General features: G+C 51.7%; 23 protein-coding genes. 3 read left to right on the plus strand and 20 right to left on the minus strand.

The genetic code is table 11. From position 1 onward, the window contains the following. Positions 1 to 70 precede the first annotated feature (70 nt). The 11 genes from LLU09_RS03030 to LLU09_RS03080 all read right to left on the minus strand — a co-directional run bounded on the left by LLU09_RS03030 (position 71) and on the right by LLU09_RS03080 (position 10461). Positions 71 to 490, minus strand: a complete 420-nt coding sequence (locus LLU09_RS03030; protein WP_031548776.1) for a cytidine deaminase — start codon at positions 488 to 490, stop codon at positions 71 to 73. A 217-nt stretch (positions 491 to 707) separates the two neighbouring features. Beyond that, on the minus strand, positions 708 to 1577 hold the full coding sequence (gene rbsK / locus LLU09_RS03035; protein WP_228310408.1) for a ribokinase: 870 nt from the start codon (positions 1575 to 1577) through the stop codon (positions 708 to 710). After that, positions 1564 to 2520, minus strand: a complete 957-nt coding sequence (locus tag LLU09_RS03040; protein ID WP_228310409.1) for a nucleoside hydrolase — start codon at positions 2518 to 2520, stop codon at positions 1564 to 1566. The genes rbsK and LLU09_RS03040 overlap by 14 nt, the downstream gene beginning before the upstream one ends. Positions 2521 to 2539: 19 nt before the next feature. After that, positions 2540 to 3427: a cation diffusion facilitator family transporter gene (locus LLU09_RS03045; RefSeq protein WP_228310410.1), complete on the minus strand. Its 888-nt coding sequence runs from the start codon at positions 3425 to 3427 to the stop codon at positions 2540 to 2542. Between the two features lie 90 nt (positions 3428 to 3517). After that, positions 3518 to 4129, minus strand: a complete 612-nt coding sequence (locus LLU09_RS03050; RefSeq protein WP_228310411.1) for an SCO family protein — start codon at positions 4127 to 4129, stop codon at positions 3518 to 3520. Between the two features lie 168 nt (positions 4130 to 4297). Then, entirely contained in the window at positions 4298 to 5689 is a 1392-nt protein-coding gene (locus tag LLU09_RS03055) for a DHA2 family efflux MFS transporter permease subunit (protein WP_228310412.1), read from the minus strand. Positions 5690 to 5724: 35 nt separating this feature from the next. Continuing rightward, a complete protein-coding gene (locus tag LLU09_RS03060; protein ID WP_228310413.1) occupies positions 5725 to 8736 on the minus strand; it encodes an AAA family ATPase in 3012 nt (1003 codons plus the stop codon). After that, a complete protein-coding gene (locus LLU09_RS03065) occupies positions 8717 to 9841 on the minus strand; it encodes an exonuclease SbcCD subunit D (protein WP_228310414.1) in 1125 nt (374 codons plus the stop codon). Before LLU09_RS03065 ends, LLU09_RS03060 begins: the two co-directional genes overlap by 20 nt. A gap of 67 nt (positions 9842 to 9908) precedes the next feature. Beyond that, positions 9909 to 10028 carry a YvrJ family protein gene (locus LLU09_RS03070; RefSeq protein ID WP_084185049.1) on the minus strand — a complete coding sequence of 40 codons (120 nt, stop codon included), beginning with the start codon at positions 10026 to 10028 and terminating at the stop codon, positions 9909 to 9911. A gap of 1 nt (position 10029) precedes the next feature. Next, entirely contained in the window at positions 10030 to 10242 is a 213-nt protein-coding gene (locus LLU09_RS03075) for a DUF2922 domain-containing protein (protein WP_040105564.1), read from the minus strand. 18 nt (positions 10243 to 10260) lie between these two features. Next, complete coding sequence (locus tag LLU09_RS03080; protein WP_228310415.1) at positions 10261 to 10461, minus strand: DUF1659 domain-containing protein; 201 nt, start codon at positions 10459 to 10461, stop codon at positions 10261 to 10263. Positions 10462 to 10551: 90 nt separating this feature from the next. On the opposite strand from LLU09_RS03080, the gene LLU09_RS03085 reads away from it, so the two are divergent. Next, positions 10552 to 11043 (plus strand): DUF2621 domain-containing protein, encoded by a 492-nt coding sequence (locus tag LLU09_RS03085; protein WP_228310416.1) that lies wholly within the window; start codon positions 10552 to 10554, stop codon positions 11041 to 11043. Between the two features lie 21 nt (positions 11044 to 11064). On the opposite strand, the gene LLU09_RS03090 is transcribed toward LLU09_RS03085, so the two are convergent. The 4 genes from LLU09_RS03090 to LLU09_RS03105 form a co-directional block, all read right to left on the minus strand. Further along, entirely contained in the window at positions 11065 to 11547 is a 483-nt protein-coding gene (locus LLU09_RS03090) for a CcdC family protein (protein ID WP_228311113.1), read from the minus strand. A gap of 17 nt (positions 11548 to 11564) precedes the next feature. Then, complete coding sequence (locus tag LLU09_RS03095; RefSeq protein ID WP_228310417.1) at positions 11565 to 12269, minus strand: cytochrome c biogenesis CcdA family protein; 705 nt, start codon at positions 12267 to 12269, stop codon at positions 11565 to 11567. A gap of 81 nt (positions 12270 to 12350) precedes the next feature. Then, positions 12351 to 14132 (minus strand): ABC transporter ATP-binding protein, encoded by a 1782-nt coding sequence (locus tag LLU09_RS03100; protein ID WP_228310418.1) that lies wholly within the window; start codon positions 14130 to 14132, stop codon positions 12351 to 12353. Next, positions 14133 to 15908 carry an ABC transporter ATP-binding protein gene (locus LLU09_RS03105; protein WP_228310419.1) on the minus strand — a complete coding sequence of 592 codons (1776 nt, stop codon included), beginning with the start codon at positions 15906 to 15908 and terminating at the stop codon, positions 14133 to 14135. It lies immediately after the preceding gene. Between the two features lie 170 nt (positions 15909 to 16078). Here LLU09_RS03105 and LLU09_RS03110 point away from each other — a divergent pair, with 170 nt between their 5' ends. Continuing rightward, entirely contained in the window at positions 16079 to 16318 is a 240-nt protein-coding gene (locus LLU09_RS03110; protein WP_228310420.1) for a hypothetical protein, read from the plus strand. Between the two features lie 63 nt (positions 16319 to 16381). Here the strand turns inward: LLU09_RS03110 and LLU09_RS03115 are convergent, their stop codons facing one another. The 5 genes from LLU09_RS03115 to LLU09_RS03135 form a co-directional block, all read right to left on the minus strand. Further along, positions 16382 to 18064 (minus strand): glutathione ABC transporter substrate-binding protein, encoded by a 1683-nt coding sequence (locus LLU09_RS03115; protein ID WP_370632456.1) that lies wholly within the window; start codon positions 18062 to 18064, stop codon positions 16382 to 16384. 182 nt (positions 18065 to 18246) lie between these two features. Next, positions 18247 to 18504, minus strand: a complete 258-nt coding sequence (locus tag LLU09_RS03120) for a YneF family protein (protein WP_040105573.1) — start codon at positions 18502 to 18504, stop codon at positions 18247 to 18249. A gap of 66 nt (positions 18505 to 18570) precedes the next feature. Continuing rightward, complete coding sequence (tkt, locus tag LLU09_RS03125) at positions 18571 to 20556, minus strand: transketolase (protein ID WP_228310422.1); 1986 nt, start codon at positions 20554 to 20556, stop codon at positions 18571 to 18573. Positions 20557 to 20568: 12 nt separating this feature from the next. Then, positions 20569 to 20805 carry a DUF896 domain-containing protein gene (locus LLU09_RS03130; RefSeq protein WP_228310423.1) on the minus strand — a complete coding sequence of 79 codons (237 nt, stop codon included), beginning with the start codon at positions 20803 to 20805 and terminating at the stop codon, positions 20569 to 20571. 72 nt (positions 20806 to 20877) lie between these two features. Further along, the gene (locus LLU09_RS03135; protein WP_094905749.1) at positions 20878 to 21126 is read right to left on the minus strand and encodes a hypothetical protein; all 249 of its coding nucleotides are present in this window, start codon (positions 21124 to 21126) and stop codon (positions 20878 to 20880) included. A 140-nt stretch (positions 21127 to 21266) separates the two neighbouring features. Between LLU09_RS03135 and lexA the strand changes: the two genes are divergently transcribed. After that, complete coding sequence (gene lexA / locus LLU09_RS03140; RefSeq protein ID WP_040105577.1) at positions 21267 to 21881, plus strand: transcriptional repressor LexA; 615 nt, start codon at positions 21267 to 21269, stop codon at positions 21879 to 21881. The last annotated feature ends 235 nt before the right edge of the window (positions 21882 to 22116 follow it).

A 22116-nucleotide genomic window follows, 5' to 3' on the forward strand; every position in this document is an offset into this window, starting at 1 on the left:
ACGCCCGCTTATCATTGGCCAAGAAACAGGCCGCAATTGAACATTCAAAAAGGTATTGAAACATTGGATATCATTCTTCAAATTCTATGTCGTCGTATGCATGAGTCCAATGATAGGGTTGAAGTGCTTCCAAAGTTTTAAATTCAATGTTGTCATGGTAGTTGCTTGTCACCGCAACCTTAACCCCTCTGCCCCAATAAAGTAGACGTTCCTGACATGTACCACATGCTGTCAGTATTTTAAATGCACTACTTTCATCATCTCTGACCAGACATAAGGAGTGTGTGATAACTTCTGCCTCTTTATGTGCCTCCAGTATCGAACCTGTTTCAATGCAAAGTTCTGTAGAAGCATTAATGACTTCTGGAGCTACGGACGTATAAATTTTCCCTGATTTTGTGTACATAGCCGCGGCTCCGCCCCAACCTTTTGGATATCTATTTTCTATCAACTCTTTTGCTTCTTCAAATAAAAGTTGCTCTATACTCATTTCATCCACCCTCTCAATTATTTAATATAGAAATTGTTTTTATTTTTCATTTCGGCGTCAAATCCATTTAGAGTCAAAGATTATGATGCAACCGGAAATAGGCAGTTATATACTGCAGCCGGTTTTCCCTAGAATAAATGATTCATCTCCATAAAAGAAGCCCCAAAGCTGATTTGGTTCAACTTTGGGGGATGCGGCGCCTTCAGGCGGCCATTCACTACTCCATCTCTTCCTGCTTCGGCATGCCGCTCTGGGCACCGAGCTTCTGCACGGAGAGGGAGGCGGCTTTATTGGCGAAAGCGACCGCTTCTTCAAGCAGCCTACCCTCCGCCAGCGCCACGGCAAGTGCGCCATTGAATGTATCTCCGGCGCCTGTAGTGTCCGTAACTTCAACCTTCTCCGTCGGCACTGTGATCATCCTGTCCTCACTGAAGAAGGAAGCGCCTTTGGCGCCGTTTGTGATGATCAGCCTGTCATGGAATTTCGGCAGGCCGTCTGTATCATATGCAAACAGCTTCTCCGCTTCATTATCATTTGGTGTGATATATGCGGCCTTTTCCCAATGTATATCATCCAGCTGCATGGCAGGCGCAGGATTGATGATGACGGGTACGCCGAGCGTCCCGCAGAGATCGAGGATGTGTTCAATGGTCCGTTTCGGAATTTCGAACTGGATGAGGACATAGTCACTTGCTTCGATCTGATTTTTGAACCCGTCCACATAATCCGGGGTGACTTCACCGTTGGCGCCGGCAATGATGATGATCCGGTTGTCATGGTTTGAGACGATGATGTTGGCGAGTCCGGAGGAGATGCCTGCCTCCGTTTCTATGCCGTCCGTATTCACACCCTGGGCTTCGAAATTATCAATGAGGGTGGCACTGAACGGATCATCCCCGACCTTGCCGATCATATGTACTTCTGCCCCGAGTCTGGCAGCGGCGACGGCCTGGTTTGCCCCTTTGCCGCCGGGCAGGGTTTTGAAGCTGTCGCCTGAGATTGTTTCACCCTGCTCGGGCATGTTTTCGGCAACAGTCACGAGGTCCATATTGATGCTGCCGATGACTGTAATCCTAGGTGTTTTCATGTGATTCCACCCCGCCATACGATTCAAGGATCTCTTCAAACAGGTTCCAGAATGCTTCCTGGTCCACTTCATGGGCAAATCGTGTATTCGGAATACGTCCAGTGACACCGAGCAGATCGACTGCAGTCGCACCGTATGTGAATTCACCTTTCGTCTCGATCGCCACATGCACATGCTTGAAGCCGAACAGCTCCGGCTTCAGCAGATACATCGTCGTGCATGCATCATGAATCGGTCCGCCGGCCATGCCGAAGTGCTCCTGATACATATCGCCGAAGAATACGAGCAGCTCGGAGACGAAGTCCGCCACTTTGTTGTCGACCTTTGCGATCTGCTTCTGGACGTCGTCCGTCGCAATGACCTCATGGGTGGCATCCAGACCGAACATCACAATCGGCATACCGCTCTCATAGACCACTTTGGCAGCTTCGGCGTCCACATATATGTTGAATTCCGCGGCAGGTGTCCAGTTGCCGAAGGTGCCCCCGCCCATCAGTACGATCTCTTCTATGTTGCGTTTTATCTCAGGCGCTTTGACGAGGGCCATGGCGATGTTCGTGAGCGGGCCGGTCGGCACCAGGGTCACCTTTTCTTCAGACTGCTTCACCTGGTCGATGATGAAATCCACCGCATGGCCATCTGTCTTCCTGCTCACCGGTTCCGGCAGCACAGGGCCGTCCATACCGGACTCCCCGTGGATTTCCGTCGCAATCTCGCTATCCTTCACAAGCGGGCGGGAGGCACCCTGCACCACGGGTACATCGAGGCCAAGCAGATCCTTGACCTTCAATGCATTGACCGTATTCTTCTCCACTTCCACGTTTCCGGCGACCGTAGTGATGCCGAGGATGTCGAGGCTGCTCCTTCTCGAAGCGGCGATGATGATGGATATCGCATCATCATGTCCCGGATCACAGTCCAGTATTACTTTTCTCGCTGTCATATTCTACATCTCCTGTTCTTCAATATGGATTGACGTGAACATTCACATCCATCACTTCTTCATGGTTTTTCAGCAATGTCTGCTTGACGACCCTTGCGACATGATGCCCCTCTTCCACGGTAATGTCCGCATCGACGCTGATCTTGATGTCGATGATGACGTAGGAGCCGTGCGAGCGCGCAATCAGGCGGTCGATTTGCCTGACCTTATCGATGTTCACCACCGTCTCCCGCATTTCCTCGGTTTCATCCTCATTCAATACGACTTCAAGCGTCATGCTGACGGCTTCTTTCGCGAGTTGGAACCCCATATACATGATGATCAGTGCAATGATGGCACTGGCAATGGGGTCAAGGTATCCGAGGTACGGTATGCCGTAGGCGGTGCCGATGATGGACAGCCCGATGCCGATGAGGGCGACGACGGAGGATATCGCATCCGACCGGTGATGCCAGGCATCAGCGATGAGCGCCGGGCTTTTTATCCTTGTCCCAAGCCTGTATTTATATTGGAAAAGCACTTCTTTGACCACGATGGAAAATATGATGACATACAGCGCAATCATCGTCGTATAGTTCTCTGCAGTGCCTGTGATCAATGAGACGATCGCATTGTAGATGATTTCGAACCCCACCACTACAAGTAGTATGGCCACAATCAGGGTGGCCACATTTTCGGATTTGCCATGTCCGTATGGATGCTCGCTGTCAGGCGGTTTCTGTGCGGCCCGGATGCCGACGAGCACAGCGATGGAACTCACCACATCCGAAGCCGAATGGGCGGCGTCGGCAACGAGTGCGCGGCTGTTCCCGAGTATACCCCCCACCGCCTTCAATACTGCGAGGAGCAGGTTCACCGCAATGCCGATCATTGTCGCAATCTGTGCTTTCCTGTATCTGTTACTCATGATTCAGCCCTCTTTTACATGCATTGTCACTTCATACTATCATATTCCCCTGTTCATGGAACAAAAAAACAGAACCTTGCGGTTCTGCTTCTATTGGGGGCCTTCCTCTGCGAGCGTCTCCACATCGGAGACGATCTCCTCAAGCGGAAATTCCGTATCGCCGGTATCTACACCCGGGTAGTCCTTGATGATCTTGCCCTGCTGGTCGATCAGGTAGAAACTGATGCCATGTGTCACCTGGTTGCTGCCTTCAGGCGGCGGTGCCACGATGGTCTTGAAGTTGCTTTCAGCGAATCCCCTGATGAAATCATAATCATAGCCTGTCACCAGCTGCCAATCCACACCTTCAGGAACATTGTAGTATTCGATATAGTCGGTCAGCACTTCAGGCGAATCCGTTTCGGGATCGACGGAGAAGCTGAGGACACCATAATCCTCGACGCCCCGGGCCTCGAGTTCTGTGACCACTTCCGTCATATTCACCGTCATCGGCGGGCAGACCGTGGCACAGTTGGTGAAGATGAAGTCGAGCAGCCACACCTTGCCTTCCATATCTTCCCTTGTGACTGTCTCCCCATCCTGATTGGTCACTTCGAAGTCATCGACCGTATTGCCGTAGCGTGACATCGTCTCGACACCGGAGGCGCTGCAGGCTGACAGGACAAGCGTTAAAATAAATACAATAAAAATAGACTTCCGCATCAATAACCCTCCGATTTCTGGTTAATTACAACTATATCAAATAAAGCAGTCACAACAACCTGTAAAAAAGGGCAATTTGTGAAAATAGTATGGCATATTCCCTACAGACACCATAAAAGGGAGTCTCCAGTACTGGAAACTCCCTTCAACACTCCTCTAGCCGTTCCCCTACTGCTCCTTTAGGAGGAATGTCATCAGAAGACCTGCGGCAGCCATGACGGCCGAGAAGACGAATGATATATTCACCCCGGCGACTTCATCGGCCAGTGATGGTGTTCCAGCGGACAGGTTCAATGCGACCCCCGTCATCACCGTGACCATCACAGCTGTAAAGAGGGAGCCGCCGATCTGCCGCATCGTATTGTTCATGGCGGTGCCATGCGGAATCTTCGAATCATGCAGGGCATTCATTGCGAAAGTCGTCAAAGGCATCATGGTGAGTCCCGTGCCGAGCAGACGGAATGTATAGACAATCGCAAGATAGGTGAATGTCGTCTCGACGGTCAGGAAGGACAGCATTATGGACGTTGCAAGTATCAGGCCGAGCCCAATGAAGGTCAAAATCCGGATGCCGAACTTGTCGAAGAGGATTCCCGCAACGGGCATCGTCGCCCCCATGAGGAGAGCCCCGGGCAGCAGGGCCAGTCCCGATTCGAACGGGGTGTAGCCGAGCATGTCCTGCATGAGTACGGGCAGTATGTTGTTTGCACTGACCATGGATGTGAAGACGATGACGCCGATCAGTGAGCTCATCAGGAAATAGCGGTTCTTGAAGACGGTCATTTCCAATATCGGCTGCGGCAGCTTGAGCTGGCGTTTCGTGAACACCATTACAAGCGCCAGTCCGCTGATGACCGAGAGTAATACGAGCGGATCCATCCATCCCCTGACCCCTGCGACGGAGAACCCGTACAGCAGCCCGCCGAATCCGAGCGTGGACAGTATGATGGAAGGGATATCGACCTTGGGGTTGGTCTGGTGGGTGACGTTCTTCATCGACAGGTACGCGAGCAGCAGATTGGCGAGCACGAGCGGCAGCACGATGAAAAACAGCGACCGCCATGGCCAGATGCCGACGATGTATCCGGCAAGCGGCGGACCGATTGCCGGTGCCAGCCCGATGACGAGCCCGAAGTATCCCATCGCCTTGCCCCGCTGTTCAAGCGGGAACTGCGTCAGCAGGATGACCTGCGTAAGCGGCATCATGATGCCGGCTGCAACCCCCTGCAGTATCCTGCCGGCGAGCAGCACCGAATATACGGGAGCGAACGCTGCAAGGATGGTGCCTGCAATGAATATCATCATGCCCGTCAAGTACAGGGTTCTTGATGTGAACTTATTGATCAGGAATGCCGATACCGGAATCATGATGCCGTTGACGAGGAAGAAGCCGGTCGTCAGCCACTGTGCCGTACTGAACGGAATGTCGAAGGCCGCCATGATCGGCGGCACCGCCGTGACCAACAGCATCTGGTTGAGGAGCACAAGGAACGAACCCATCATCAATGTCGCAATCAGCACCGTCTTCTGGCTTGGCCGGGTAAAGCTTTTGATCTGCATATTCTCACTACTTCCTTCTGGTGACCCACCTGTTTTTATTTGAACTTCGTAGTGCTCCGTTCATTTACTGCAGTGACTTCGAGTATATTGTCCATGCGTTCCTTCAATTCTTCAACATGGGAGATGATGCCGACCATCTTGCCGTGCGTCTGCAGCTCCATCAGTGTATTCACCGCCATATCGAGTGTTTCGGGGTCGAGTGTGCCGAACCCCTCATCGATCAGCATCGTCTCAAGGCTGATGCCGCCGGATTCCTGCTGCAGGGCTTCGTTCAGTGCAAGGGCCAGTGTGAGCGCCGCCTGGAAGGACTCTCCTCCGGAAAGCGAAGTGATGTGGCGCGGACGGTTGTTGTAGAAGTCGAACACTTCAATATCAAGGCCCGTCTTGCGGCTGCTTTTCGAAGTACTGCGCCTGAGCTCATACCGGTGGTTCGTCATTTCGAGCAGCCGGACATTCGCAATGTGGAGGATGCGGTCGAGATAATATGTGAGGACATAGCGTTCGAGCGATACCTTCTGCTCGTTCCTCCCTGAGACTGCGTCGACGAGTGCGACAAGCGCATGGAGTGATTCCAGCTCTTCGTTGTGCTGTTCAATCAGGGCTTCCATTTTATCCGAAGTCTCCTTGTTGTGCTCGATGTTCGCGAATACCCGGGCACGCGCATTGGTCAATGATTCACCCTTTTCCTCAAGCTGACGGATTTCGTCCTCGACTGCCCCGGTATCCTGGAATTCACGGTTTTCCACCGTCTCGAGCAGCGCTGTCCTGCGGCTCGCCAATACTTCCTTCCTGCTGTGGAATGATTTGATCGCTGCCTCCATCGAGGCGGCATCCGTCCTTTCCAGCACAGAGAGCATATACGCCCTGTCCCTTCCGGTCTTTTCCGTGAAGCTGTCGATCTGTGGCGCCGCTTTTTCAATCTCGTCAGTCAGCGTCCTGACCTGCTCCTTCTGGTAGGCCAGCTTCTCCTCCAGCCGGGACTTCTGTTCCCTGCAGTTTTGCTGCTGCTTTTCATTTTCCATGACGCGGCGCTGATAGTCCTCCAGTGCCTGCCTGCATTTCTTGAAGGAAGCGGTGAAATCTTCGTACCTTTCATACCCGGACTGTGTCCTGAATTCTTCTGCGCGGTTTTCTGCGCGGGAGAGGGAATGCCGGATATTGTTCTCTTCCAGCCTATTGTCGGCGAGTATCCGGTTCAGTTCATTCTGACGCTGGTCGAGCTGCTGCTTACGTTCAAACTTCTTCCTGTCCGCCTCGATCTCTTCATCCAGCCGGGTACGGCGCTCCCGCTTCTCCTGCAGGGAGGCTTCAAGTGCGGCAACCTCCCTGCGCGCCTTTCCTGAGAGCAGTTCCTCTATCACCGTGATGCGCCTTTCTTTGGTGTCCTTCTCCTCGAGCAACGCTTCGAGATCCGCTTCGAACTTTTTGAGTTCCGCCTCTTCCGCCTCGGACAGATATTCATTTTCCGCAGGCAGCACCTCGACTTTCTGCTGGCAGACCGGGCATGGGCTGCCCACTTCAAGATGCCGGACCAGATGTTCGATATGTACACCGTCGGCTGCAGAGAACCTGCTTTTTACACGCTTCTTCTTTTCTTCCCGTGCAGACTCGATGCTTTCACGTTTCCCGTCAATCGCTTTGATCTCGCCGGACAATCTGGCCTTCTCTTCATCATACCGCCTGTTGCCCTGCTCTTCTTCAATCTCCTGACCGAGGGTGCTGATCTCGTTGTCCAGTTGGAACTTCTCCTCGTTCAACTGGTCCGAACGCCTGCGGTCCCAGGATTCTGAAGCCAGCGTCTCTTCAACTGATTCCAACTCCTTTGAAAGCCTGCCGTTTTCCCGTTCGATCTCCTGCTTCCTCTTGTTGAGGGAGGCGAGTGCTTCATCCAGTTGCGCGATGTCCTCATCACCCATGAAACGCTCCGTCGAGTTGAGCCAGCGCTCCGCCTTCCTGTACAGCGCATCCTTCTCCCCGAGTGCCGTCTGATCCGAAAGGAGCTGTTCCAGTTCCCGGTCGACCTGTTCGGACTGTGCCTCGAGTTCCGAGAGTGCCGTTTCAGCCTCCGTCTTCCTTCGCAGCGCCTGGTCCTCCATCTTCAATGCATACTCCATCTCCTTGACCGCCCGGTATTCCTCAAGGGAGGCTTCGAGAGATGCGATTTCGGAATGCTCGGTTTCAAGTGCTGTGAGCTGTGTGCCGATTTCCTCAAGCTCCTGGAGTTTCCTGTTATGCTCCTGCTTCTGCTGGAGTTGTCCGCGCTTCGTCTCGAGAGTCTGCCGGTTCTCTTTCAGACCCTCTTCCATCCTGGTCTGCTCTGCTTCCAGAAGGGATTGGATGTCCCGGATCGCCGCCACCCTCTTGGTGAATGTCGGATAGTCCGCCTCGAGAAGTGCCTGTGCCCGAGGGAGCCCGCCCCCGCTTACCGTATTGAAGAGTCCCTCAATCTTCGCTTCGACGGTTTCACTTTCGGCCTGTTTCTCCTTCTTCAGTACATTCAGCCGCTTCTCGAACTGGACGAACCTTTCCGTCCGGAACAGGGTCCTCAGAATCTCCTGCTTCTGTTCACTTGATGATGTCAGCAGCCTTTTGAACTCTCCTTGAGGCAGAATGAGGATCTGCCGGAACTGCTCGGCATTCAGCTGAATGATGTCGAGCACCTTCTGCTTCACCCCATTGATGCTGCCTTCCAGCACTTCACCGGATGCGTCATACAGCACGGCTTTCGGCGGCACCGGTGTCTTGCGGCCCGCCTTGCTGTAGGAGAGGGTTCGTTCAATCGTGTAGCGTTTTCCCCTGATCTCGAATTCCAGGCGGATGCTGCTGATGTCATCATCCGTCGCGAACTGGCTCCTGACCGAACCTTCGGCCCTGTCACTCGTCGACAGTGTGCCGTAGAGGGCATAGGTGATCGCGTCGAATATCATCGTCTTCCCGGAGCCCGTGCGGCCGCCGATCAAGAACATGCTGTCCCTGACACGGTCGAAATCTATCGTTTCATTCTCAAAAGGGCCGAAGTACTGCATGTTAATCCGAATCGGTTTCATCTGCATCACCTTTGAAATAAGTATTGAATATCTGTTTCTGATAGTCCGTCGGCGCCTCTCCATGGACGGTTTCGATGAATGACTCGAATATTTCCGCATCGCTCGAACGGTGGGCATCCACCGTCGATTGGACCGCTTCGTGTTCCTTCCTCACCGGTCTGAGCTCAAGTGTATTCGGGTACAGCATCTTCAGTTTCGCCATCGGGTCGTTGACGGTCTCCATGCCCGCAAGTTCGAACTTGAAGTAGGCCCGGCTGTCCTCGAATGTCACCGCCTCATTGATGACTTCATCGAAAGTGCCCTGGTAGTGCACAAGATCGCGCCTGCACTCCAGCGGCTCGAAACGGCATTTCGTCACATCCCCGGTCTCGACGATACGGAATCCCTTCGGCTGCTTCACTTCCGAAAATGAATATTTGAGCAGGGAGCCGCTGTAGAATATCTTCTCATGCGTGATTGCGAACGGATGATGGAGGTGTCCGAGGAGCACCAGGTCGAATGCATCAAAAAGCTCCGCCCCCACCTCCTCCGACAGTCCGACGGACAAGGGGCGCTCGGAGTCCGATGCCTTCCCTTCCGAAATGAACATGTGCCCGATGAGGACATTGTAGGCCCCGGGGTCCATGACATCCGCTACCTCTTCCGTAATACGCCGGTAGACATCATGGTGCGTCTGGATCGATTCATCATCGAAGAACACCTTCGCCTCGAGCACATCCAGATGCGGCACCATATAGAAATGATGTCCATCCACAACTACCGGTGTGGTGATGTCGGACAGCGATGTGCGCATATGATAGGCGCTCTTCTCGAACCAGTAGCTGCCGTAGTCGAGCCTTGAACGGCTGTCATGGTTGCCGCTGATGGCAAGCACCGGGATGCCCTTTTCTATATTGATTCTGTACAAATATTCATTGACGAGCTTGAGTGCCGCCTGTGACGGGTTGCTCCGGTCGAACACATCGCCGGCCACAACCACCATGTCGACGGGGTTCTCTTCCATATATTCAATCAACTGTTCCAGTATGAATTGCTGGTCCTCTATCAGGTCCACGCCGTTCAGGCGTTTTCCGATATGCCAGTCTCCAGTATGTAATATCTTCATCCTACCACCTCATATATATATGATTATACAAGAAAAACCGCCCCCAAGTAAATTTGGGGGCGGCGTTTCAGCTCAGCTGCCTGATGGATATGATGAGATCGTCCAATTTCCGCTCCATGCGGTGAAGCAGGAAGAATGTGATCACTGCCGGAAATCCAACATCGCTGACAAGTGGGACCCATTCCACGCTAGATGATCTCGGTGACGTTCTGTTCGACGATCTTGGCAGAATGCACGGAGACCGGTTTCCCCTGCATCGGCGCCAGGACGCCGGTTTCTATGAGGCGTTCCGCCTCAAGCAGGAGTGACGCTTCGGTCAGATCCTCCTTCGGATTGCTGATGTTCAGCGTGAATCGGCGGTTCAGTTCTGTGTTGAATACAATCACAAGTTTCTTGGTCATTGCCCTTCCTCCCCTTCATTAGTTGATGACGTAGGTCTGTTCCTTCTCGACGATTGTATATTCGTCGTTCGCCAGGTTGCTGTAGATGTCTGCCAATGTGTTGATGGCTTCATCCGTCGATGTAATGTCCAGGTTCCTCACGGATCTGAAACGGGGTTTTTCATCGCCTGTCTCGTCCGCTTCAAAGAAATAGAATTTAGCACTCATGTTCTTCAGCATATCCCTCACCTCCTTCACCCTATATATCGTCACAAATGATTCAATGGACAATTCTGTTTTAATTTCCTATAATGACTGGGAGGTGAGGGAATGAACGATATATTTATGTGGGGCATCGCTCTATGGACATTCGTCATGCTGGGGGCAATGACCATCGGCGGATATTTCATGTTCAGGAAGTTCCTGAAGCGGATGCCGAAGGAAGATGGATACAGTGAACTCGACTGGCAGGACTATTATATAGATAAGGCACTCCCCCTATGGAATAACGAAGCGCGTCACCTTCTGAACGAGCTGGTCAGCCCGGTCCCCGAGCTGTTCAGGGATGTGGCGAAGGAGCGGATCGCCGGACGGATCTCAAAGATTGCACTGGATGAGAAGGCGGACAACATCACACTCGACCATATCATGAAGGGATATATCATCGCGACACCGAAACGGGACCATAAGTTCATGAAGAAGAAGCTGGATGATATGGAAATCGACTACTCCCCATATGAAGACCTCTTCCAGTATGCCGATGACGAAAAGCAGAAGTTCTCCATATTCGAACAGACAGAAAAAATAAGCAGCAGATCATAATGAGCGGCGCCTCCAAGTTATTCAACTTCTTGGACGCGCTTCATTGATCTGCTGCTTTTTGAATGCCTGGAGATGGATGAACATCGACAGTCTCCAGATGACGATCATTACAAATGCAAGGAGGAAGAACATCCCTCCGATCTCCCCGGGCGAAATGCTCATGGACAATACGGTCTTCATGATGATCCTGAGTGCCAGGAGGACGACCAGTATGACGGGGAACATCCTGGACTGCTTTACATACAGTTCCCCGCCCCTCTCCTCATATCGGGTCGTGAGAACGAGTACGATGGAGAACAGCAGTCCTACAACCGTCGCTTCCATGATTTCAAAAGGTGTCAGCCTGAAGTACGGGAATATGTACATCAGCGCGCCTGTAGACATCATGACCGGCGGTATGATGATCTTCGCCATCGTCAGGGGCCGCTTCGCCGCCTTCTGCCTGACGAAGACTGCAACGATGCCCATGAATACCGCCATGATGGATGCAGCAATAAACAACATGCTTTCGATGGTCATGATCAGAACCCCTGGAAGTCGCCGAAGAACGGCTGCAGCCATATGATGATCTGTGTCAGGCCGTCAAAATAAAGGAGTATACCCATCAGCACCATGATGACCCCGCCGGTCTTCATGATGGTACTGGAATACTTGAGCATCCAGCGCGTCCTGGACACGAAGAAGCTCAACGTGAAGAATGGGACTGCAAACCCCAGACAGTAGACCACCATCAGCATCAGTGCGTTGTTCGGCTCCGTTGCGCTCATGGCGAAGATCGCACCGATGATCGGGCCGTTGCACGGTGTCCATCCAGCTCCGAATGCCATGCCGATCAGAATCGAACCGATAAAGCCGGATGGCCTGTTCTTGAACTGGATCTTCCGGTCCTTCATCAGGAAGCTGAAGTTCAGCACCCCTGTAATGATGAGTCCGAATATGACGATGAGGATCGCGCCGAGCTGGCGGATCAGATCGGAATATTCTATGAGCAGGCCGCCGAAGAATGCTGTGCCGAAGCCCAGCGCAATATATATAAGACTGAAACCGATAAGAAAGAACACGGTATGAAGGATCGCCCGGAAATTGAATTTCTGACTCTCGACTTCATTATAGCTCATCCCCGTTATGTAGGAGATGAATGCAGGGAATACCGGAAGTACGCACGGTGAGACGAAACTCAGTACGCCGGCTCCGAATGCGAGAAGAAAAGTCACTTCGCTACCCATAAAAAATACCTCCATTCAGATGTCATTTTAACAGACATGATGGAGGCATAAGTAGCTTTCGGCTCTGCAATTTAGAATTTTCTATGACAATTGATGCTGTCCATTCTGCAGCTGGTACATCTTATGGTAGATGCCGCCATGCCGGATGAGCGCATCATGGCTGCCACGCTCCACGATTTCACCTCTATTGAGGACGAGGATCTGGTCTGCATCCTGGATGGTCGACAAGCGGTGTGCGATGGCCAATGTGGTCCTGCCCTGTCGCATCCGTTCGAGCGACTGCTGTATCTGCTCTTCGGTCTCGGAGTCGATGTTTGCGGTCGCCTCATCAAGGATCAGTATTTTGGGATCCATGGCCATCGTGCGTGCAAACGCCAGCAGCTGACGTTCGCCGCTCGAGAAGGCGCCGCCCTTTTCAATCACCCGATGCTGGTACCCATCCGGAAGCCTGTTGATGAACTTGTCCGCATAGACGAACTCGGCAGCGGCCTTGACCTGCTGGAAAGTCATTTCCGGATGATACAGCCGGATGTTCGATTCCACCGTGCCATAGAAGATGAACGGATCCTGCAGCACAAGCCCGACCCTCCTCTTGAGTGCCTGTCTCGAAATATCCTTGATGGAGTGGCCGTCGATCAAAATCTCCCCTTCGGAAAACTCGTAGAACCGCATGAACAGGTTGATGATGGAGCTTTTACCGGAGCCTGTATGGCCGACGAGTGCCACCGTTTCACCCGGACGTGCCGTGAAAGAAATGTCTTTCAGCACATCCGTCCTGCCGTCATAACTGAAGGTGACATTCCTGAATTCGATGTGCCCGTCGGTGATGCCGTAATTGGAGGTCTCCGGCTGATGGGGCTCTATCCTTTCATCGTCGATCAGTGTAAATACCCGGCTCGCCGCAACGAGTGCCTGTTGGAATATGTTCAAGTTCTGGCTGACCTGGTTGATCGGCTCAAAGAAACGTTCCATATATTGGATGAAGGCGAAGATGACACCTGCGGTGACAGTCGAACTGAAGCTGAGCAGCCCGAAATAACCGAGGATGACGGCGATCGCCAATACATATATCATGCTGATGGCCGGCCGGAGCAGCAGTCCATCGAGCCGCACGTTCTTCATATTATACTGGTAGTGCTTTTCGTTTATTTCATTGAACTCCCTGCCAAGGCGCCCTTCCTGGTTGAACACCTGGATGATCTTCATGCCCTCTATCGACTCGGCGAGTTTGGCGTTCAGATCGCTGAGCAGTTGGCGTGCATGGGAAAAGAAGTTGGCGGAGTACTTCCTGTAGATTCCGAGTATCAGCACGATCACCGGCATGAAGAGCAGCGCCAGCAGCGCGAGCCTGACATCAAGGATGAACATCATGACGAAGCTCGATATGACCATGAAGAAGGCCATGAGGAAAGTTGCCAGCACCCCGATGAACATCTCGACGATCGCTTCGGTGTCATTGGTGATCCGGGACACCACACTGCCGCCCGGCACCTTGTCGAAATACCGCATGCCGAGCCTGCCTATCTTGTCGAATGCATCGATGCGCAGCTGCTGGATGACTTTGAATGCCAGATACTGGAACAGATAGATCTGCATATAGGTCGACGCCGCGCCGACCAGCTGCACAAGCACGAATATCGTGATGAGCCAAGTCATATCCCCTTCCGGGAAGATGCCCGGCGTCAAGTAGTCATCGATGAAGACCATCACCAGGTATGGGGTCGCCACACCGGTGATGGTGGAAATGACCAGCATGATGAAGCCGAATGTCAGCGTCCCCTTGAAGGGCAGCGTATATTTCATCAGCCTGAAAAGTACGTTCTTCTGATCATTGAAGGAGAGGTTGAACTGATTGTCTTCCATCTAGTCGTCCTCCTTTTGCACCAGGTCATCCAGCGAGCTCTCGAGCGCTTCCCGCAATGCCTGGGAGTTATACGTATCGTGATACCAGCCCTTCTGTTCCATCAGTGCCTGATGCGTGCCACTTTCGATGATCGTGCCGCTGTCCATGACGATGATCAGGTCGGCATGACTGACTGCACTCATACGGTGGGCAGTGATGATGTTCGTCTTGCCGGCCCGGTTCGACTGGATGTTGGCGAGTATCCGCTCTTCCGTCTCGGCGTCAACCGCAGACAGCGAGTCATCCAGTATCAGCACTTCCGGGTCCTTGATGAGGGCACGGGCGATGGAAATCCGCTGCTTCTGGCCGCCCGAGAGCGAAACGCCCCGCTCGCCTACAACGGTTTCATAGCCATCAGGGAAACCCTTGATGTCCTCATGGATATGGCTGAGGCCTGCTGCATGGAAGATATCTTCATCCGGCAGGTCAGGGTTGCTGAAGGCGATGTTGTTGCGTATCGTCGTCGAGAACAGGAAATGATCCTGCGGTACATACCCGAACTGGCTTCTGAGGTTGCGGATGCTGTAGTCGCGGAGTGCATGGCTGCCGTAGCGGATATTATCCTGATTGACCGTGTCGAATTCCCGGAGCAGCAGACGAATCAGGGCGCTTTTACCTGAACCTGTGCGTCCGACAATGCCGACCGTCGATCCTTTCCGTATTGTGAACCGGACATCCCTCAGACCATCCGACTCGTCGTCCGGAAAGTTGAACGCACCGATATTGAATTCGATGTCCCCATCCGGCTGATCCTCAATTCGGTAATCTGCACCGATCTGATTCGGCGTATCCATGATGTCCTGTATACGGTCATATGATGCGCTCCCCCGCTGGACGAGATTGAAGAACCAGCCGAGTGCGAGAAGCGGCCACACCATCATGCCGAGATAGGTGGTGAAGGTCACAAGCGCACCGATGGTGATGGTATCATCCAGCACCATGCGCGCACCGAAGAAGATGGACAGGAAATAGCTCACACCGATGACAGTCATGATCGTCGGATCGAACAGGGCGTCGACCTTCGAAACCCTCAAGTTCTTTTCGACCACATCATCACTCAACTTCCGGAAATCCGCCTGATCACTTTTCTCGTAGCCGAATGTCTTCGTCACCTTGATGCCCGATATGCTCTCCTGCGTCTTGTCGTTCAGCATGCTGAAGGCCGCCTGCGCCTTCTTGAAGCCGCGGTTCATCAGCGTGCCATAATAGCTCGTCAGGATGACCATGAGCGGCAGCGGAATCATGGCGATGAGCGTCAGCTTCGGACTGATGGTGATCGCCATCGTAATCAATACTGCGCCCCCTGTGATGAGAGAGTCCGCAATGGTAAGGATTCCCGCGCCGGCCGTAGCCTGGACCGCCTGGATATCATTCGTCGCATGCGCCATAAGGTCGCCTGTGCGGCGCTTCTGATAGAATGCCGGGCTCATTTCTGAATATTTATTGTAGAGGCGGGACCTCAGGATCCTCCCAAGCCGGTAGCTCGCCCCAAAAATCATGATGCGCCAGAAATACCTGACTATGTATGTCAACACAGCAACAGCGATCAGCAGCAGTATGAACTGCAGCAGCAGATCCCTAGTCAGTGTCTCCTGCGCGATGCCGTCGATCACCCAGCCGATCACCTGCGGTGGAACGAGTTCCATAAGTGCCACCAGAATAAGCATGATGATCCCCACAGTATAGCTGCGCCATTCGCGGGCGAAGAACCACCCCAATTTCCTGAATACTTTCATACCGATCCCCCTTGCTGTCATATACATCTAAATTCTACCATATGTTTCGAGATATGAAATAATCAATAGATGAAGATCGTCGATTTTTATACCCTTATAAATCCGTTACATGTTTAAATGGAATGACATCGGGAAAAATTTAGTGTAATAAGTTATTCAGGAGGGTGATTATGTCGAAGTCAGGTATGAATACTCTAAAACCGGGAGAGCACTATAAAGCACATGAAATCGACAGTTTCATCACGACGACCGATGCAGTCATATTATCTACAAACGACAACGAACTCTTCTCGGATCCTGAGCGTGAGTTCAAAGTGACTCATGAATTCGAAGGTTTCTTCGAACATTCTTCGAAAGATGGAGAAAAACACTTCAGGGAAAAGAAAGCCTATATAGTTGAAAAAGTCTAATACTGCAAAAAATCCCGTCTGATTATTCATCAGGCGGGATTTTCATTTTGATATATGAATCAGTTATTCGAATGTCACATTTTCAAGCCTGATGTTGCCGACTGGATCGAGATCCACCCCACTCACCTGCGATGCGTTCACACCGATTGCGAAATTGGTGTGGAAGAGATATGCCGCCGGCGCTTCCTCGATCAGGATTTCCTGAGCCTGGCTGTATGCTTCAAATCGTGTATCTTCATCAGGTTCAGTACGCCCTTCATCGAGCAGGTTGTCGACTTCTTCATTCGTATAGAATGAACGGTTGCCCGTTTCACCATGGCTGTTTGAATGGAACAGTGCATACAGACCGTAGTCTGCATCTGCTGTTACCGTCGTCCAGCCAAGGATGAACATCTCATGGTCGCCCTGTGCTGTCCTGTCGAGGTAAGTGCCCCATTCGAACTGCTCCACCTGGACATCGATGTTCAGTTCGGAAAGCTTCTCCTGGATGTATACGGCAGTATCGATGATCTGTGGATCTTCATCCACCCAAATCGTCGTTTCGAAGCCATCTGCAACATCCGTTTCTGAAAGAAGTTCCTTCGCGCGTTCCATATCATATTCTACACCTTCAAGGTTCTCATCATGGCCCCAAACATCAGGTGCCAACGGACCTTCGGCCTTGATTCCCATGTCGTCATATACACCGGAGATGATTTCATCCCTGTCGATCGCATAGGAGATCGCCTGTCTGACCTTCACATCATCGAACGGTTCCTTCTCGGTATTGAAGCCGAGATAGGACATCCTTACAGATTCCTGTTCGACAAGTTCAGTCTCTTCCCCTTCTTCAATACGTACGGCGCTTGAAGAATCCACATCACCGGCAACCTGGATGCCGCCAGTTTCAAGTTCAGCCATGCGGGCGCCATTTTCAGGAATGACGCGGAATGTCACAGTTTCGAATTCGCGGTCACCGCCCTGGAAGTCGTCGAACTTCTCAAGTACAGTCTCTTCACCGGCGGAACGGGATGCGAACATCAGATGGTTCGTACCATCCGCTTCCGAGCCGATGACAGAGCCGAGATGCTCTGAAATCTGTTCGGCAACATCGTCATACTCTGAGCCGCCTTCCGCGCGGAGCTCATAGTACTCGTCTGCAGTCATGTCCACGCCCGCTTCATCAAGCGCCGCCTGGTAGTCGCGGTCGATGATGTCCTTGCTCATGATGCCTGCCGTATTATGGGCGAGGTGGCTTGGCAGCGGTGCAAATGGATATTCAGTATGCATATTCACTTCATAATCCCCTACAACTTCCACTTCGGAGATCATTTCGAACAGGAATGCAACCTGGGATGCAACCGCAGTGTCCCTTACACGGTCCATCGTCGCCTTTACATCTTCGGCAGTGAACTCAGACCCTTCGTGGAAAGTCGTCCCCTCCCTCAATGTGAAAGTCCATACGTCATCTTCAGTCGCTTCCCATTCTTCAGCAAGTCCTGGCGCGAGTTCCATATCCGTCTCCTGGAAGACAAGCGTTTCATAGATGTTCCGTCTTACCTGTGCAGAAGCGGAGTCGTTGCTCCCATGCGGATCAAGTGTAACCGCATCATCCATCATCGCAATGGTCAGGTCACCCGAACCGGAGCCACCCGATGCTTCAGAATCTTCGGAAGTATTCTCTCCTTCTGCACTTCCATCCGCGCCCTCCTCCACATTGGAATCATCCGTACATGCAGCCAGGGCCAGTGTCAGTACGAAAACCATAAGTAACATAAAATACCGTTTGTTCATTCATTTTCCTCCTTTGCTTGAATAATTCAAGTATATATGAATACTTATGCCTGTTCAATGAATATTCAAAAAAGTGTCAAATTTTAAAATTGAAGTGGCAGAGGTAGATTAAAACAAAAAAATAAACCCTTCCGCTCAGACGGAAGGGTTCATCTTTATTTTTTTGAAGCTTTCATACGATCTTTAGCTGATTTTGAATCCGTATTGCGATTCATCATCGTCATCATCTGATTGATTTTCTTCTGGGAAGGTTTCTGTCCCATCTGCATCATCATCATTCTGAGCATGTCTTCATTGATCGGCGGGTTCTTCTCAAGATAGTCCATCATGTACTTTCTTGCGAGGAAGAATCCAAGCGCAACGCCACCGATGAGTGCAACTATAACAATCAGTATCCATATCCAAGTAGCCAAACTGCTCACCTCTTTCTTCGTAGACCATAATAAAGTTTACATCAAAAGCAGGTGTTTTTCAACAGATTATTTATCCATTACAGTCTGCAGGATGCGTTCAACGGTGAAGCCGTACTTCTCCACGACGACATTCCCTGGAGCACTTGCACCGTAGGTGTCGATCGTATGCAGTTTGCCGTTCATGCCGATGAAACGGTGCCAGCCGAGGCTTGCGGCCATTTCGATCGCCGTCCTGTTCTCGATGTGTGTATTGAGTACACTTTCGATATAGTCTGCATCCTGTTTAAGGAACTGCTGCATGTTCGGGATGGAGGCGACCTTTACCCTGACGCCCTGCTTATCCAGTTGCTCCGCTGCCTTGACCGCCAATGGCACTTCGCTGCCGGAAGCGAACAGTATTGCATCATCGCCCTTGTCGACGGCGATATAGCCGCCTTTTCTGACGCCGGCTTCCACAGTTTCGTATGGGACATCGATCGCTTCGACGTTCTGGCGTGTCAGGACGAGGGCCGTCGGTGCATCTTCCGCTTCCATCGCCACTTTCCATGCGGCACGGACTTCATTTCCATCTGCCGGACGGATTGTATTCAGGTTCGGAATCGCCCTGAGGCCTGCGAGCTGTTCTACCGGTTCATGTGTCGGACCATCTTCCCCGACGGCGATGGAGTCATGTGTCAGTACATATGTCACCGGCAGCTTCATCAGTGCACTGAGTCGGATGGCCGGCTTCATGTAGTCGCTGAATACGAAGAATGTGCCACCGTAAGGGTAGATGCCGCCATGCGCCGCCATGCCGTTCAATGCAGCAGCCATGCCGAATTCCCTGACACCGAACCAGATGTTTCGGCCATCATAGTTTCCGGCACCGAAGTCTTCTTCGCTTTTGACGTTCGTCTTGTTGCTGCTGGCGAGGTCGGCAGCGCCGCCGAAGAGCGTCGGTACAGTTGCCGAGAGCGCCTGGATCATTTCACTTGAAGTCGCCCTAGTCGCCTTGGAATCACCCGCTTCATAGATCGGGAGGTCCTTGTCGTAGCCTTCCTGCAGACGATGGTTGATCGCATCATCAAGTTCGCTGTAGAGTTCAGGATGTTCATTCCTGTAGTCCTCAAGCATCTTGAGCCATTCCGCTTCCCTTCCATTGCTCCGTTCCTTCATCGTTTCGCTGAAACGGTCATAGACGGATGGATCGACTTTGAATGTTTCATCCGGGTCGAAGCCATAGTATTCGAAGGCTGCCCTGCGCTCTTCTTCACCGAGCGGCGCGCCATGGGAATCACTTTTGCCCTGCTTGTTCGGGGCACCGTAGCCGATGATCGTCTTCACTTCGATCATCGTCGGCTTGTCTGAAGACTTCGCCTCCTCTATCGCCTTGTCCACCGCTTCCACGTCATTACCGTCCGCCACTTTTATATAGTGCCAGTTGTAACCTTCAAAACGCTTCTTGATATCTTCCGAGAAACTCTTATCCAGGTCCCCGTCCAATGAAATGTCATTGGAGTCATACAGGACGATGAGTTTGTCGAGCGCAAGGTGGCCGGCGAGGGACGCCGCTTCATGGGAAATACCTTCCATCAGGTCGCCATCGCTTGCCACGACATACGTGTAGTGGTCCACAACGTTGTAGTTGTTGCGGTTGAAGCGTGCGGCCAGATGCTTTTCAGCCATGGCCATGCCGACGCTCATCGCGAAGCCTTGGCCAAGAGGGCCGGTAGTGATCTCGACACCCTCAGTGTGCTTGAATTCAGGATGTCCGGGTGTTTTTGATTCATACTGCCTGAAATTCTTCAGCTCCTCCATCTCCAGCGCACCGCTCAGGTGGAGCAGGCTGTAGACGAGCATTGAACCATGGCCGGCACTGAGTACGAAACGGTCCCGGTTGAACCAATCCATGGAATTCGGGTTGAAGTTCAAGTGACGGCTCCAAAGCGTGTACGCCATCGGTGCGGCCCCCATCGGGAGTCCCGGGTGCCCGGAATTCGCTTTTTCAACCGCATCGATTGAAAGTGTTCTGATTGTGTTGATCGCAAGCTGATCGGTTTTATCGAATGTCATAGTCATGCTCCTTTATTCTCTGATATTTTTTTCCTGTTGAATGCGTTTAAGTTTTTCAGGTGTTACATCATTGCCTTCTGGATCGACCACCTTGGTGTTCTCCACCTGTTTTCTGAAGGAGGATCGGAAATTCTCAAGATACTCTTCCCTGAGCCCCTTCAACTCTTCAAGTTCTTCCTTATTGATGCTGTCCGCCTTCTTTTTGGCGGCCAGTGCATTGATACGTTGCAGTTTTTCCTTTTCAAGCATTGCGAAACCTCCTGTCCACTCACATATAATTTAACACAAAAAAAAGTATGAGACCATTCCCATACTTGATAATCACTTTATAAAGCCGATCATTTCCATCAGCTGGTCCATATGCGTCCGTTCGGCGTACTGTTCGTCCGGAACAGGCGTTTCATCATCAGGCTCCATGATATCCATCTCCGTCACTACTTCATACTCATCTATATATACGATATCGGAATGTGCGTTCTCTGTATTATGGGAATCGAACATGAATATAAGACCGGCAACCAGGGCAAATGCAAAAATGGCACTCAACAGCTTGAATTCTTTCACTTTCATAGCGTCCCCCTCCAGAACATGTGTTTGTATCCACATGGTAACAGAACATCTGTTCCGGGTCAACAAGATTACGAACAAACGTTTGTAACACCACCATATATATGGTAAAATTGAATCAATAATGAGCCGGAGGTATATATATGAAGCCGCTAACAGATAGACAGAAGCAGATATATCAGTTTATAAAGACTACCGTACATGAGAAGGGCTATCCGCCAAGTGTCAGGGAAATAGGCAATGCGGTCGGCCTGCAGTCAAGCTCCACCGTCCATGGACACCTCGCCAAACTGCAGGAGAAGGGATATATAAAGCGGGATCCGACGAAGCCGCGGGCCATCGAAGTCATTACGGAGGAAAACGAACAGTATGGTCCCGTCATACATGTTCCTGTACTCGGCAAGGTCACTGCCGGTCTGCCGATCACTGCAGTCGAGAACATCGACGAATACTTCCCGCTGCCGGAACACTTCACGGCAAACCATAACAGTGAAATCTTCCTGCTGAATGTCGTCGGCGACAGCATGGTCGAAGCCGGCATACACGACGGTGACCGTGTCATCGTACGCAAGCAGAATATTGCGCATAACGGTGACATCATCGTTGCGATGACTGAAGAGGATGAAGCGACTGTCAAGCGCTTCTATAAGGAGAACGGCTACTACAGGCTCCAGCCTGAGAACTCCGCCATGGAACCGATCATACTGGACAGCGTGACCGTACTCGGCAAGGTCGTAGGACTCTTCCGGTCCTTCTGATGATTCCAGACAATAAAGGGCGCCTACCATTTTGGTAGGCGCCCTTTCTATTATCGCTTTTCCCATGCCACCCTGTCCATTCCAATCTCTTTCGATCGGCTATCTGCCAAGTATTATTCTTACCTGCTCCAAAATATCTTTCGCATCTTTCGTATCATTCTCATGTGTTTTACTGATCAACTGCATCCCCTCGTTCTACTTTTTCTATCAGGATGGGCCTTCAGGAAAAGATATA

It is taken from the genome of Salinicoccus sp. RF5, from assembly GCF_020786625.1.
Lineage (GTDB): Bacteria > Bacillota > Bacilli > Staphylococcales > Salinicoccaceae > Salinicoccus.

Bases quoted from the DNA above. Each gene is read 5' to 3' on its own strand.
- LLU09_RS03090 (WP_228311113.1), bottom strand. From the start codon at position 11,547: ATGTTGTTTATTGCTGCATCCATCATGGCGGTATTCATGGGCATCGTT.
- LLU09_RS03055 (WP_228310412.1), bottom strand. From the start codon at position 5,689: ATGCAGATCAAAAGCTTTACCCGGCCAAGCCAGAAGACGGTGCTGATT.
- lexA (WP_040105577.1), top strand. From the start codon at position 21,267: ATGAAGCCGCTAACAGATAGACAGAAGCAGATATATCAGTTTATAAAG.
- LLU09_RS03135 (WP_094905749.1), bottom strand. From the start codon at position 21,126: ATGAAAGTGAAAGAATTCAAGCTGTTGAGTGCCATTTTTGCATTTGCC.
- tkt (WP_228310422.1), bottom strand. From the start codon at position 20,556: ATGACATTCGATAAAACCGATCAGCTTGCGATCAACACAATCAGAACA.
- LLU09_RS03040 (WP_228310409.1), bottom strand. From the start codon at position 2,520: ATGACAGCGAGAAAAGTAATACTGGACTGTGATCCGGGACATGATGAT.
- LLU09_RS03060 (WP_228310413.1), bottom strand. From the start codon at position 8,736: ATGAAACCGATTCGGATTAACATGCAGTACTTCGGCCCTTTTGAGAAT.
- LLU09_RS03080 (WP_228310415.1), bottom strand. From the start codon at position 10,461: ATGCTGAAGAACATGAGTGCTAAATTCTATTTCTTTGAAGCGGACGAG.
- LLU09_RS03095 (WP_228310417.1), bottom strand. From the start codon at position 12,269: ATGGGTAGCGAAGTGACTTTTCTTCTCGCATTCGGAGCCGGCGTACTG.
- LLU09_RS03130 (WP_228310423.1), bottom strand. From the start codon at position 20,805: ATGCTTGAAAAGGAAAAACTGCAACGTATCAATGCACTGGCCGCCAAA.
- LLU09_RS03100 (WP_228310418.1), bottom strand. From the start codon at position 14,132: ATGGAAGACAATCAGTTCAACCTCTCCTTCAATGATCAGAAGAACGTA.
- LLU09_RS03045 (WP_228310410.1), bottom strand. From the start codon at position 3,427: ATGAGTAACAGATACAGGAAAGCACAGATTGCGACAATGATCGGCATT.
- rbsK (WP_228310408.1), bottom strand. From the start codon at position 1,577: ATGAAAACACCTAGGATTACAGTCATCGGCAGCATCAATATGGACCTC.
- LLU09_RS03105 (WP_228310419.1), bottom strand. From the start codon at position 15,908: ATGAAAGTATTCAGGAAATTGGGGTGGTTCTTCGCCCGCGAATGGCGC.
- LLU09_RS03075 (WP_040105564.1), bottom strand. From the start codon at position 10,242: ATGACCAAGAAACTTGTGATTGTATTCAACACAGAACTGAACCGCCGA.
- LLU09_RS03085 (WP_228310416.1), top strand. From the start codon at position 10,552: ATGAACGATATATTTATGTGGGGCATCGCTCTATGGACATTCGTCATG.
- LLU09_RS03065 (WP_228310414.1), bottom strand. From the start codon at position 9,841: ATGAAGATATTACATACTGGAGACTGGCATATCGGAAAACGCCTGAAC.
- LLU09_RS03115 (WP_370632456.1), bottom strand. From the start codon at position 18,064: ATGGTTTTCGTACTGACACTGGCCCTGGCTGCATGTACGGATGATTCC.
- LLU09_RS03110 (WP_228310420.1), top strand. From the start codon at position 16,079: ATGTCGAAGTCAGGTATGAATACTCTAAAACCGGGAGAGCACTATAAA.
- LLU09_RS03030 (WP_031548776.1), bottom strand. From the start codon at position 490: ATGAGTATAGAGCAACTTTTATTTGAAGAAGCAAAAGAGTTGATAGAA.
- LLU09_RS03050 (WP_228310411.1), bottom strand. From the start codon at position 4,129: ATGCGGAAGTCTATTTTTATTGTATTTATTTTAACGCTTGTCCTGTCA.